Annotated in this window: 13 protein-coding genes; 11 read left to right on the top strand and 2 right to left on the bottom strand. The window is 59.8% G+C overall.

Annotated elements, in window-relative coordinates:
- The first annotated feature begins 69 nt into the window (after positions 1–69).
- From alc to F8N62_RS22060, 6 genes are all read left to right on the top strand, one after another.
- Positions 70–1,065, top strand: coding sequence for an allantoicase (gene alc, locus F8N62_RS22085; protein ID WP_150712668.1), 996 nt, complete (start codon positions 70–72; stop codon positions 1,063–1,065).
- Positions 1,066–1,205: 140 nt separating this feature from the next.
- Entirely contained in the window at positions 1,206–1,709 is a 504-nt protein-coding gene (locus F8N62_RS22080) for an ureidoglycolate lyase (RefSeq protein WP_150712667.1), read from the top strand.
- 50 nt (positions 1,710–1,759) lie between these two features.
- The gene (locus F8N62_RS22075) at positions 1,760–3,052 is read left to right on the top strand and encodes a urate hydroxylase PuuD (protein WP_150712666.1); all 1,293 of its coding nucleotides are present in this window, start codon (positions 1,760–1,762) and stop codon (positions 3,050–3,052) included.
- A gap of 139 nt (positions 3,053–3,191) precedes the next feature.
- Complete coding sequence (locus F8N62_RS22070; RefSeq protein ID WP_150712665.1) at positions 3,192–4,550, top strand: nucleobase:cation symporter-2 family protein; 1,359 nt, start codon at positions 3,192–3,194, stop codon at positions 4,548–4,550.
- Between the two features lie 171 nt (positions 4,551–4,721).
- Positions 4,722–5,507 carry an outer membrane protein OmpK gene (locus F8N62_RS22065; protein ID WP_150712664.1) on the top strand — a complete coding sequence of 262 codons (786 nt, stop codon included), beginning with the start codon at positions 4,722–4,724 and terminating at the stop codon, positions 5,505–5,507.
- Between the two features lie 374 nt (positions 5,508–5,881).
- Positions 5,882–6,667 carry an outer membrane protein OmpK gene (locus F8N62_RS22060; protein ID WP_150712663.1) on the top strand — a complete coding sequence of 262 codons (786 nt, stop codon included), beginning with the start codon at positions 5,882–5,884 and terminating at the stop codon, positions 6,665–6,667.
- Positions 6,668–6,796: 129 nt separating this feature from the next.
- Here F8N62_RS22060 and F8N62_RS22055 read toward each other — a convergent pair whose 3' ends face one another.
- Positions 6,797–7,951, bottom strand: coding sequence for a patatin-like phospholipase family protein (locus F8N62_RS22055; protein WP_150712662.1), 1,155 nt, complete (start codon positions 7,949–7,951; stop codon positions 6,797–6,799).
- A gap of 163 nt (positions 7,952–8,114) precedes the next feature.
- Positions 8,115–9,047 (bottom strand): lipid A biosynthesis lauroyl acyltransferase, encoded by a 933-nt coding sequence (locus F8N62_RS22045; RefSeq protein WP_150712660.1) that lies wholly within the window; start codon positions 9,045–9,047, stop codon positions 8,115–8,117.
- Between the two features lie 118 nt (positions 9,048–9,165).
- Between F8N62_RS22045 and minC the strand changes: the two genes are divergently transcribed.
- The 5 genes from minC to F8N62_RS22015 all read left to right on the top strand — a co-directional run bounded on the left by minC (position 9,166) and on the right by F8N62_RS22015 (position 13,131).
- Positions 9,166–9,897, top strand: a complete 732-nt coding sequence (minC, locus tag F8N62_RS22040; RefSeq protein WP_150712659.1) for a septum site-determining protein MinC — start codon at positions 9,166–9,168, stop codon at positions 9,895–9,897.
- Between the two features lie 202 nt (positions 9,898–10,099).
- Complete coding sequence (gene minD, locus F8N62_RS22035) at positions 10,100–10,912, top strand: septum site-determining protein MinD (protein WP_028624193.1); 813 nt, start codon at positions 10,100–10,102, stop codon at positions 10,910–10,912.
- Positions 10,912–11,166 (top strand): cell division topological specificity factor MinE, encoded by a 255-nt coding sequence (gene minE, locus F8N62_RS22030; RefSeq protein ID WP_150712658.1) that lies wholly within the window; start codon positions 10,912–10,914, stop codon positions 11,164–11,166. The genes minD and minE overlap by 1 nt, the downstream gene beginning before the upstream one ends.
- 174 nt (positions 11,167–11,340) lie before the next feature.
- The gene (locus tag F8N62_RS22020) at positions 11,341–11,976 is read left to right on the top strand and encodes an RluA family pseudouridine synthase (protein ID WP_150712657.1); all 636 of its coding nucleotides are present in this window, start codon (positions 11,341–11,343) and stop codon (positions 11,974–11,976) included.
- A gap of 48 nt (positions 11,977–12,024) precedes the next feature.
- Positions 12,025–13,131 carry a hypothetical protein gene (locus F8N62_RS22015; protein WP_150712656.1) on the top strand — a complete coding sequence of 369 codons (1,107 nt, stop codon included), beginning with the start codon at positions 12,025–12,027 and terminating at the stop codon, positions 13,129–13,131.
- Positions 13,132–13,160: the final 29 nt, after the last annotated feature.

The following is a 13,160-nucleotide window of genomic DNA, read 5'->3' as shown; positions in this document are numbered from 1 at the left end:
TTCGAACGCCAATAGCACCCAGGGCCTGGCAAGCATCCCAAGCCAACTTATTAAAGGCAGACAAGAAGAATGAAAGCTTACGCCGTACCTTTCGAGAAGTTCGTCAACCTGGCCGACGCCCGCCTGGGCACCAAAATCATCTCGGTCACTGATGACTGGTTTGCCGACGCCAACCGTCTGTTCCAGCCGACCCCGGCCGTATGGAAGGAGGGCGTGTTCGATGACAACGGCAAGTGGATGGACGGCTGGGAGTCGCGCCGCAAGCGCTTCGAAGGCTACGACAGCGCGGTGATCCGTCTGGGCGTTGCGGGTTCGATCAAAGGCGTGGACATCGACACTTCATTCTTCACCGGCAACTTCCCGCCTTCGGCTTCGCTGGAAGCCTGTTTCCTCGCGTCGGGCGAGCCGGACGAAAACACTCAGTGGACTGAAGTTTTGTCGGCCGTCGAGCTGCAAGGCAACAGCCATCACTACCACGAAATCAGCAACGAGCAGTCGTTCAGCCACCTGCGTTTCAACATCTACCCGGATGGCGGCGTGGCGCGTCTGCGTGTGTACGGCATTCCGTTCCGCGACTGGTCCGCGGTCGGCGACAACGAGCAGGTTGACCTGGCTGCAGCCCTGAACGGTGGCCGCGCCCTCGCCTGCTCCGACGAACACTTCGGCCGCATGAGCAACATCCTCAACCCGGGCCGTGGCATCAACATGGGCGACGGCTGGGAAACTGCACGTCGTCGCACCCCGGGCAATGATTGGGTGATCGTCGCACTGGGTCATGCCGGCGAGATCGAAAAAGTCATCGTCGACACCCTGCACTTCAAGGGCAACTACCCGGATACGTGCTCGATCCAGGGCGCCTTTGTGAAGGGCGGCACCGACAGCCAGATCGAAACCCAATCGCTGTTCTGGCGCGAACTGCTGCCGGCGCAGAAACTGGAAATGCACGCCGAACACACCTTCGCCGAGCAGATCAAGGCCCTGGGCCCGATCACCCACATCCGCCTGAACGTGTTCCCGGATGGTGGTGTAAGTCGCCTGCGGGTTCTCGGCAAGGTCGCGAAGTAATGCTGAGCCCGTAGGAGCTGCCGCAGGCTGCGATCTTTTGATGTTGATCTCGAAAAACAAGGTCAAAAGATCGCAGCCTGCGGCAGCTCCTACGGGGTATGCAGTGAACTGAACATACATTTCCAGGTAAGAAGACCAGCATGCGCACACTAACGATTGAACCGCTGACCAAAGAAGCCTTCGCCCCTTTCGGTGACGTCATTGAAACCGACGGCAGCGATCACTTCATGATCAACAACGGTTCGACCATGCGCTTTCACAAACTGGCGACGGTGCAAACCGCCACGCCAGAGGACAACGCGATCATCAGTATCTTCCGCGCCGACGCGCAGGACATGCCGCTGACCGTGTGCATGCTGGAGCGTCACCCGCTGGGCAGCCAGGCTTTCATTCCGCTGCTCGGCAACCCCTTTCTGATCGTGGTCGCGCCACTTGGCGATGAACCTGTATCAGGCTTGGTCCGCGCCTTCGTTTCCAACGGCAGGCAGGGCATTAATTACCATCGCGGCGTTTGGCACCATCCGGTGCTGACGATCGAAAAGCGGGATGACTTCCTGGTGGTTGATCGCAGTGGCACAGGCAATAACTGCGATGAGCATTTTTTCAAAGAGGATGAGCGGTTGATCCTTGCCCCCCACCAATAAGAGAAGGTCTGATCACTCGACAACAGAGTGACAGGCGAGAGGTAAAGACTGTGGAAGCACATCTGTTTGAATGGCTGAACCTGAGCGTGCGCTGGGTTCACATGATCACTGGCGTGGCCTGGATCGGCGCGTCGTTCTATTTCGTCTGGCTGGAAAACAACCTCAATCGGGTCAACCCGAAAAGTGGTCTGGCCGGCGATTTGTGGGCGATCCACGGCGGCGGTATCTACCACCTGGAAAAATACAAACTGGCCCCGCCGACCATGCCGGACAACCTGCACTGGTTCAAATGGGAAGCCTATTTCACCTGGCTGTCGGGGATCGCGCTGCTGTGCGTGGTGTTCTACTCCAACCCGACGCTGTACCTGCTGGCACCGGGCAGCGGCCTGACCGGCCCTGAAGGCGTGGCCCTGGGCATCGCCTCGTTGTTCGTCGGCTGGTTCGTCTACTCCTTCCTGTGCGACTCGGCTTTGGGCAAACGCCCTGCCCTGCTCGGTTTCATCCTGTTCGTGCTGATCATCGGCGCCGCTTACGGCTTCAGCAAAGTGTTCAGCGGTCGCGGTGCGTACCTGCACGTCGGTGCGATCATCGGCACCATCATGGTCGGCAACGTGTTCCGCATCATCATGCCGGCGCAGCGCGCACTGGTGGCGGCGATTGCCGAGAACCGCACGCCGGATCCGGCCCTGCCGGCCAAAGGTTTGTTGCGTTCGCGGCACAACAACTACTTCACCTTGCCCGTGCTGTTCATCATGATCAGCAACCACTTCCCGAGCACTTACGGCAGCCAGTACAACTGGCTGATCCTGGCCGGGATCGCGGTGCTGGCCGTGTTGGTCCGTCACTACTTCAACACCCGTCATGACAGCCACAAGTTTGCCTGGACCCTGCCCGTGGCAGCCGTCGGCATGATCTGCCTGGCGTACGTTACCGGCCCGGCGCAAATGCCGAGCGCACCGGAAGTGGCCAAGGCACCTGGCACCATCGAGTACCAGCCGCTGCCGGAAACCGCTGTCGGTGGCGGTGCCAAACCTGCCGCTGCGAAACCTGCCGAAGCACCGGTTCAGGCGTCAAACGCCGGCCCGAGTTTCGACAAGGTCCACAGCGTGATCCAGGAACGCTGCTCGGTGTGCCATTCCGCCAAACCGACCAGCCCGCTGTTCAGCGCGGCACCGGGCGGTGTGATGTTCGATACCCCCGAGCAGATCCGCCAGAACGCCGCCCGGATTCAGGCTCAAGCCGTCACCAGCCAGATCATGCCACTGGGCAACATCACCCAGATGACCCAGCAGGAACGTGACCTGATTGGCGCGTGGATTGTGCAGGGAGCTCCGACCAACTAGGCAACAAAAGCATCGCGAGCAAGCTCGCTCCCACAAGGATCACCTAAATCCTGTGGGAGCGGGCTTGCCCGCGATTGGCCGCACTGCGGTCTCCCCCTGATACAAAAATCACAAGAATAAAAAAGATCCGAGGTGTTGCATGTCCGAGCTATCCGAAGCGCGCATCCCCGACGCACCCGCCATTCAGCGTTTGCCCCTTTTGCAACTGATCCTGGTCGGTCTGCAACACGTACTGCTGATGTACGGCGGAGCCATCGCGGTGCCGCTGATCATCGGACAGGCCGCTGGCCTGAGTCGTGAAGAAATCGCCTTCCTGATCAACGCCGACCTGCTCGTGGCCGGCATCGCCACCATCGTCCAGTCACTGGGCATCGGCCCGATGGGCATTCGCATGCCGGTGATGATGGGCGCCAGTTTCGCGGCCGTCGGCAGCATGGTCGCCATGGCCGGTATGCCGGGCATCGGCCTGCAAGGCATTTTCGGCGCGACCATCGCTGCCGGCTTCTTCGGCATGCTCATTGCGCCGTTCATGTCCAAAGTCGTGCGTTTCTTCCCGCCGCTGGTGACGGGCACGGTCATCACTTCGATCGGTTTGTCGCTGTTCCCCGTGGCCGTCAACTGGGCCGGCGGCGGTGCGGGCGCCACGCAATTCGGTTCACCCGTTTACCTGGGCATCGCCGCGCTGGTGCTGGGCACCATCCTGCTGGTGCATCGCTTCATGCGCGGTTTCTGGGTGAACATTTCGGTGTTGATCGGCATGTGCCTGGGCTACGTGATTTGCGGGTTGATCGGCATGGTCGATCTGAGCGGTATGGCTCAAGCGCCGTGGGTACAGATCGTCACCCCGCTGCACTTCGGCATGCCGAAATTCGAACTCGCGCCGATTCTGTCGATGTGCCTGGTGGTGGTGATCATCTTCGTCGAATCCACCGGGATGTTCCTCGCACTGGGCAAGATCACCGGCCAGGAAGTCTGCCCGCGCATGTTGCGGCGCGGTCTGCTGTGCGATGCCGGCGCGTCGTTCTTCGCCGGCTTCTTCAACACCTTCACCCACTCTTCGTTCGCGCAGAACATCGGCCTGGTGCAGATGACTGGCGTGCGTTGCCGTTCAGTGACCATCGTAGCCGGCGGTTTGCTGATCGTCCTGAGCCTGTTGCCGAAAGCGGCGTTTCTGGTCGCCTCGATTCCACCGGCGGTACTGGGCGGCGCGGCGATTGCGATGTTCGGCATGGTCGCCGCCACCGGGATCAAGATTCTCCAGGAAGCCGACATCGGTGACCGTCGCAACCAGTTGCTGGTGGCGGTGAGCATCGGCATGGGGCTGATCCCCGTGGTGCGCCCGGAATTCTTCGCGCACCTGCCGTTGTGGATGAGCCCGATCACCCACAGCGGCATCGCCATGGCAACGTTGAGCGCCCTGGCGCTGAACCTGCTGTTCAACATCCTGGGTGGCAAAGAACGCGCCGCGATCAACAACTGCACCGCCCACCCGCACTGACTCACCAACGCCACGGACCCTGTGGGAGCGAGCTTGCTCGCGATGGACGCTAACGATAACGCGTGTTTGCTGGATAAACGCGGCGCTCTTGCGACCATCGCGAGCAGGCTCGCTCCCACAGGAGAACGGTTACCTGCGCCTCGCAAAAATAAAAACAAGAGGGAGCAACAGATGATTCGGACTCGGACAACCCTGCTGTTGAGCGGTGGTCTACTCGCCGCCAGCCAAGCCATGGCCGGCGATTTACTGCTGTGGCAGACCAACAGCCTGAGCTATTTGTACGGCAAGGATTTCGCGGTCAACCCGTCGATTCAGCAGACGATCACCTTCGAGCACGCTGATCGCTGGAAGTACGGCGACAACTTCCTGTTCGTCGACAGCACCTACTACAACGGCGAGCAAGACCGCAACAAAGGCGTTCACGCCTATTACGGTGAATTCAGCCCGCGCCTCTCCTTCGGCAAAATCCTCGACCGCCGTTTCGAATTCGGTCCGATCAAGGACGTGTTGCTGGCCATGACCTACGAGAATGGCGAAGACGACAGCGAGGCTTATCTGATCGGTCCCGGTTTCGACCTTGCGATTCCGGGCTTCAACTTTTTCACTTTGAATTTTTACTATCGCCAGACCGAAGGCTCGCGCCCCGGCGATGATGTCTGGCAGATCACACCGGCCTGGTCCTACACCGTCCCGCTGGGCAATTCGAGCCTGTTGATCGACGGCTACCTCGACTGGGTCGTGGACAACGACCAGAACTCGCGCGGCACCTATCACGCCAACTTGCACTTCAACCCGCAGATCAAATATGACCTGGGCAAAACCCTCGGTTGGCGGGAGAAACAGGTGTATGTCGGCGTCGAGTACAGCTACTGGAAAGACAAGTACGGCATCGAAAACAACGCCAACCTCGACACCCATGAAAGCACCACCAGCCTGCTGGTGAAGGTGCACTTCTAAGATGGCCCGCAACCGTGCCCCAAACCTGTCGTCGGTGCGCTGTTGCGGGGCACTTGAGAACGGGCCCTGGAGTCAGTATTCTCCGCGCCCGCCTGAATCCGCTTTAAAAAAAAGCCCGGATTTAATTCCTGACCAGAAAGCCAACTTATCCCGGCCCTGGACGGTACCAAGGCACTCCGACACTCCTCTCAATCGACGGTTCTTGAGCCGCCGAACGGGAGTTTTTTGGTTTTCGAAAGCCTTGGCGCAGCGCTTGCTATTAGCACTGAAGCTGACCGATTGGATGATTTTCTACCGCTACAGATAAAGGCGCCACACCAGAGCGCCGACCTTAAAAAAATAACGTGGAACACCTACTTTTTGGGAGCAACCGAATGAAACGTACGTGCACTAGCCTGATGCTGGCCGGATCCTTGCTGGCCGGGGGCCAGGCCATCGCCGGCGACTTGCTGCAATGGCAGAACAACAGCCTGACCTACCTGTATGGCAAAGACTTCCAGGTCAACCCGCGCATTCAGCAAACCGTGACGTTCGAACACGCCGATGCCTGGAAATACGGCGACAACTTCTTCTTCGTCGACAAGATTTTCTACAACGGCGAGAAGGATTTCAACGCCGGCCCGAACACCTATTACGGCGAGTTCCAGCCACGTATTTCCCTGGGCAAAGTGCTCGACCAAAAGATCGAGTTCGGCCCGATCAAAGACGTGTTGCTGGCGATGACCTACGAGTTTGGCGAAGGCGATACCGAGTCCTACCTGATCGGCCCGGGTTTCGATTTGGCGATCCCCGGTTTCGACTACTTCCAGCTGAACTTCTACCAGCGCCACACCGAAGGCCCGCGCGCGGGTGACAACGTCTGGCAGATCACCCCGGTCTGGTCCTACACCATCCCGGTCGGCGATTCGGACATCCTGATCGATGGCTTCATGGACTGGGTGGTCGACAACGACTCCAACTCCAAAGGCGACTACCACGCCAACCTGCACTTCAATCCGCAGGTCAAATACGACCTTGGCAAGGCGCTGAACCTGGGCGAGAAGCAGCTGTATGTCGGTGTCGAATACGACTACTGGAAGAACAAATACGGTATCGAAGACAGCCAGGGCTTCAAGACCGATCAGAGCGTGACCAGCTTCCTGGTCAAGGTTCACTTCTGATTTAAAGTCAAAAGATCGCAGGCTGCGCCAGCTCCTACATTGAAATGAGTTCCCCTGTAGGAGCTGCCGAAGGCTCCTACATTGGAATGAGTTCCCCTGTAGGAGCTGCCGAAGGCTGCGATCTTTGCTTTAGGTCAACCCCAGAAACCGGCGCAACTCAGCCTTCTTGGCCAACGCATCCCGCCGCCCCAGATCAATCAACTCGCTGCAATACCCCGCCTCGAACAGCAAATAACTCAACACCCCCGCCCCACTTGTCTTCGTCGCCCCCGGCCCACGCAGGAATAGACGCAGTGCCGCCGGCAATTCCTGGCGATGCCGCGCGGCAATTTCATCGATCGGCTGGCTCGGTGAAATCACCAACACCTCCACTGGCGCCACGCCGAGCGTGCGGGTTGGCGTTCCGTCGGGCAGCAGGTGGCTGAACTGATTGAGCCGCTGCAGTAATTCGATGTCGCTTTCCAGGCTGTCAATGAACGTGCTGTTGAGCATGTGCCCGCCGATCTGTGCAAGCGTCGGTTGCTGCCCGGTGTAGGCGCGTTGCAGCGGTTGTTCCGGATCGACCCCGCGCGGGTTGCCGCTGACGCCCACCACCAGCACGCGACTCGCGCCCAGGTGCAGGGCCGGGCTGATCGGCGCGGATTGGCGGACGGCACCGTCACCGAAATACTCTTCGCCGATTTTCACCGGCGCAAACAGCAGCGGGATGGCCGAGCTGGCGAGCAAGTGGTCGACGGTCAATTGGGTGGGCACGCCGATGCGCCGGTGACGCAGCCAGGCGTCGATGGTGCCGCCGCCCTGGTAGAACGTCACGGCCTGACCGGATTCGTAGCCGAACGCGGTGACCGCCACGGCCTGTAACTGCTTTTGTGCGATGGCTTCGGCAATGCCGGTCATGTGCAGTTTGTCGTTCAGCAACCCGCGCAACGGCGAGCTATTGAGCAACGCCACGGGCACCTGCGCGCCGATGCCAAGCAAACTGCGGCTGACGAATCGGCTCGCCTGATGAATCACGCCTGGCCAGTCGCTACGCAACACCAGATGACTGCGAAAACCCTGCCAGAAGGCGGTCAGGCGCTCGATCGCGCCCCGAAAGTCCATCGCGCCGCTGGCGAGGCTGACTGCGTTGATCGCGCCGGCCGAGGTGCCGACGATCACCGGAAACGGATTGTCGGCACCTTCAGGCAGCAGTTCGGCAATTGCCGCCAATACACCCACCTGATAGGCCGCCCGAGCCCCGCCGCCGGAAAGTATCAACCCTGTAACCGGTTCGCCTGGACTCATGCACAACGCTCCATGGTGCTGGATGGGATTTCATTGCCAACTTCTTCCCATGTGGGAGCGAGCCTGCTCGCGAAGGTCGTCAACGATGACGTTTGCAGCCTGATACCCCGCGGAGGTCTCAAGTTCTTCGCGAGCTCGCTCGCTCCTACAGGGGATAGGTGTTTCAACCGCGTTTTGCGTACAGCTTCGGTTCTCCCGGCGGACGGCTCTTGAAGCGGCGATGGGCCCAGAGGTATTGCTCCGGGCAGTCGCGCAAGACGCCTTCGACCCATTGGTTGATCCGCAGGCAATCCGCTTCTTCGCTCTCACCGGGGAAACCTTCGAGCGGCGGGTGGATCACCAGCCGATAACCGCTGCCGTCCGCCAGGCGCTCCTGGGTGAACGGCACCACCAGCGCCTTGCCCAGCCGTGCAAACTTGCTGGTGGCGGTGACGGTCGCGGCCTGAATGCCGAACAGCGGCACGAAAATACTTTGCTTGGCGCCGTAATCCTGATCCGGCGCGTACCAGATCGCGCGGCCGGCCCGCAGGAGCTTGAGCATGCCGCGCACGTCTTCGCGCTCCACGGCCAGTGAATCGAGGTTGTGCCGCTCGCGGCCACTGCGCTGGATGTAATCGAAGAGCGGGTTCTTGTGCTCGCGGTACATGCCGTCGATGGTGTGCTGTTGGCCGAGCAACGCCGCGCCGATTTCCAGCGTGGTGAAATGCACCGCCATCAGAATCACGCCTTTGCCGTCGCGCTGGGCTTTCTTCAGATGCTCCAGACCTTCGACATGCGCCAGTTTCGCCAGACGCTCGCGTGACCACCACCAGCTCATGGCCATTTCGAAAAAGGCGATGCCGGTGGAGGCGAAGTTTTCCTTGAGCAGGCGCTTGCGCTCGGCAGCGGACTTTTCCGGGAAGCACAGTTCCAGATTGCGCCGGGCAATGCGCCGTCGGTCGCCCGCCGCGCGATACATCAATGCGCCGAGGGCACGGCCAATAGACAGCAACGCCGGATACGGCAGCTGAACGATCAGCCACAACAGCCCCAAGCCACACCACAGCGGCCAGAAACGCGGCATAAGAAATGTTTTTCGAAAACGCGGGCGGTCCATTAAAGGTTCCGGAAAGACAATGGCCGCGCATTCTACATCGTTCGACCCGGCTTGCGGCTGGCGAGCGTTCTCGTTATAAGTCTCGGCACTTTTAGTGACAAGCCGTTGTATGCCGACCATGAGCCAAACCGAACCGCAAGACCAGGATCCCGTGTTCCAGTTGAAGGGCAGCATGCTCGCCATTACCGTGCTGGAACTGACCCGAAACGACCTCGAGTCCCTTGATCGGCAACTGGCCGCCAAGGTCGCCCAGGCGCCTGGCTTCTTCAGTAATGCGCCATTGGTGCTGGCGCTGGACAAGCTTCCGGCCAGCGAAGGCGCGGTCGATCTGCCCGGACTGATGCGCGTCTGCCGCCAGCACGGTCTGCGCACCCTGGCGATCCGTGCCAGCCGCATTGAAGACATCGCCGCCGCCATTGCCGTCGACCTCCCGGTGCTGCCGCCGTCCGGCGCCCGCGAGCGTCCGCTGGAAGCGCCCGTCGTGGCGAAGAAGCCGGAAAAACCGCCGGAAGCGACGATCAAACCGACCAAAATCATCACCTCGCCCGTACGCGGCGGCCAGCAGATATACGCCCAGGGCTGTGACCTGGTGGTGATCTCCTCGGTCAGCCCGGGGGCGGAACTTCTCGCCGATGGGAACATCCATGTATACGGCCCGATGCGCGGTCGTGTCTTGGCTGGGGTCAAAGGCGACACGAAAGCCAGGATTTTCTGTCAGCAAATGAGCGCTGAACTGGTCTCCATCGCAGGCCACTACAAGGTTTCGGAGGATCTGCGTCGCGACCCGTTATGGGGTGCGGGCGTACAGGTCAGCCTGTCGGGCGATGTGTTGAACATCATTCGGCTTTAACGGATACTGCCGCATTTTCCAAGCATCTCTAAAACGTAGCGAAAACGGCTCAAACGAAGTAGGAAAAAGGCCAAAAGCCGTGTTTACCCGAGGTAAGCGCCGTTCAGGACCGGATTCCAGCCAAGGCTGTCCGACTGCATCAGTTTTTTATAGAGATGTTTTTCAGGGGCTCAATGTCCTTTTTCCTTAGGGGTGAAACACCTTGGCCAAGATTCTCGTGGTTACATCCGGCAAGGGTGGTGTGGGTAAGACCACCACCAGTGCCGCTATCGGTACCGGCCTCGCACTGCGCGGTCACAAAACAGTTATCGTCGACTTCGACGTGGGTTTGCGTAACCTCGACCTGATCATGGGTTGCGAGCGTCGCGTGGTGTATGACTTCGTCAACGTGGTCAACGGCGAAGCCAACCTGCAACAGGCCCTGATCAAAGACAAGCGCCTGGAAAACCTTTACGTACTGGCCGCCAGCCAGACCCGCGACAAAGACGCGCTGACCGTCGAAGGCGTGGAAAAGGTGCTGATGGCGTTGAAAGAAGACTTCGAATTCGTGGTCTGCGATTCTCCGGCCGGCATCGAGAAAGGCGCCCACCTGGCCATGTATTTCGCTGATGAAGCGATCGTCGTGACCAACCCGGAAGTCTCCTCGGTACGTGACTCGGACCGCATGCTCGGCCTGCTGGCCAGCAAATCGCGTCGCGCCGAAAACGGCGAAGACCCGATCAAGGAACACTTGCTGCTGACCCGTTACAACCCGCAGCGCGTCAGCGATGGCGAAATGCTGGGCGTCGAAGACGTCAAAGAGATTCTCGCCGTGACCCTGCTGGGCGTGATTCCCGAGTCCCAAGCGGTACTCAAGGCGTCCAACTCCGGTGTGCCGGTGATCCTCGACGACCAGAGCGACGCCGGTCAGGCGTACAGCGATGCTGTCGACCGCCTGCTGGGCAAAACCGTGGAGCATCGGTTTCTCGATGTAACGAAGAAAGGATTCTTTGAGCGTCTGTTTGGAGGCCGGTAATGAATATTTTCGACTTCTTTCGTGCTAACAAGAAGCCAAGTACCGCCTCGGTAGCGAAAGAGCGTCTACAGATCATCGTGGCGCATGAACGCGGCCAACGCACAACACCGGACTACCTGCCTGCCTTGCAGAAGGAATTGGTCGAGGTGATTCGCAAGTACGTCAATATCGGGTCCGATGACGTGCATGTCGCCCTGGAAAACCAGGGTAGCTGCTCGATTCTGGAACTCAATATCACCCTGCCGGATCGCTAGTCGATCCTGCTGGAGCCACGGCGGCTCAGGCCCTTCGGCCTTTGTAGGAGCTGCCGCAGGCTGCGATCTTTTGATCTTGTTTTAACTCAAAATCAAAAGATCGCAGCCTGCGGCAGCTCCTACAGAGCGAGGAAGGCCTGAGTCGCCGTTGGCGTTTGTTACGAGGCTGTTTTAATGCCGCTGTCCAACATCCGCATCATCCATCAGGACGCCGCCGTACTGGTGGTGAATAAACCGACCCTGCTGCTCTCCGTCCCCGGCCGGGCCGATGACAACAAGGACTGCCTGATCACCCGCCTGCAGGAAAACGGCTACCCGGAAGCGCGAATCGTCCATCGACTGGACTGGGAAACCTCCGGCATCATTCTGTTGGCCCGTGACCCGGACACTCATCGCGAACTGTCCCGGCAATTTCACGACCGCGAAACCGAAAAGGCCTACACCGCACTCTGCTGGGGCCAGCCGGAGCTGGACAGCGGCAGCATCGATCTGCCCTTGCGCTACGACCCGCCGACCAAACCGCGTCACGTGGTGGACCACGAGTTCGGCAAAAACGCCCTGACCTTCTGGCGTGTGCTGGAACGTTGCGGCGACTGGTGTCGCGTGGAACTGACTCCGATCACCGGCCGCTCCCATCAGTTGCGCGTGCACATGCTTTCCATCGGCCACCCCTTGCTGGGTGACGGGCTCTACGCCCACGAGCAGGCGCTGCCCGCCTGGCCTCGACTGTGCCTGCACGCGAGCATGCTCAGCTTCACCCATCCGCAAACCGGCGAACGCCTGCGCTTCGAATGCCCGGCACCGTTTTAAGCGTTGCCTGCACGCATTCGCACGCTTTTGCATGAGGATTTCATCCGGATGAGTTGTACCGATTCCCTTGAAGCACCCGTCAAGAAAACCCGTCATCAGCTGCTTTACCTGATTTACGGCAATCAGGACGTTTACCGGCGCGAAGCCAAGTTCAGTATTTTGACGGCGCTGTCCCATGCGAAGGACGGCAAGCTGCCGAGCATCAGAATCCTCACGGATCGCCCTGAAGACTACGCCGGCTGGCCGGTTGAAACCGTACGCCTGCAACCGCAGACGTTGACCCTGTGGCAGGGCGAAAACGGCTATCACCATCGGCGCAAAGCCTGTGCCATGGCCGAGGGTCTGAAGCTCGCGGAAAAAACCCTGTTCGTCGATACCGACACGCTGTTTACCCGCGACCCGAACCAGATCTTCAAGCACATCAAGCCCGGGCACTACTTGATGGATCGCCTCGAGTATCACTGGCGGGACGTCTGCGAACGGCCTGAGTACCGCAAACTCGGCGACTGCCTGCGCGCTCACGGCGTCACGGCGGACAACGGCTTCAAGCTCTACAACAGCGGACTCTGCGGCGTGACCGACAGCGATGCGCCCCTGCTGCAAGCGTCGATCCGTCTTATCGACGAATGGACCCGGGACAGCTACGACGTCCATACGATCGAGCAAATTGCCCTGTCGTTCGCGATGCGCGACAAGCCGGTGCGCGAAGCGCGAAAATTCGTCTATCACTACTTCGCCGAAAAACGCTTCTTCCATGGCATGCAGGCATTTTTCTTCTCCCAGCACGGCGAGCAGTTCAGCCCGGAGCTGGTGGAATGGTGCCGCGACGTACCGCGAGTCAAACCGTACCCGTCCGCCTGGCAACGGCTGAAAATCAAATGGAAGCTGCGTAATAAAAAGGGCGCGTTGAAAAAAGTCAGTCGCGATTTGCTCTACGGCAGTGCAGCGCCCGATCATCCGTACTACACGGCATGCCGACACGAATGGTGGGAATCGGCCTCACGGGAAATACTCCGCTGGGACCATGACCGTCAGAAAGCGCTGCTGGGCGCTCATCAAAAAAGCTGGCCCAAGCAACTGCCCAAGCCGCAGAAGCAGGAAGATGAGCAGATCATCATGGCCTACCTGAAAAAACGCATGGCCGAGGCCCGCTGACGCCGCTTGCGAATGTGAGACCCAAAGGC

Source organism: Pseudomonas fluorescens, from assembly GCF_902497785.1.
Taxonomy (GTDB): domain Bacteria; phylum Pseudomonadota; class Gammaproteobacteria; order Pseudomonadales; family Pseudomonadaceae; genus Aquipseudomonas; species Aquipseudomonas fluorescens_BO.
Note: the sequence above shows the minus strand (reverse complement) of the source record. Positions and strands in the feature narration are given on the sequence as shown.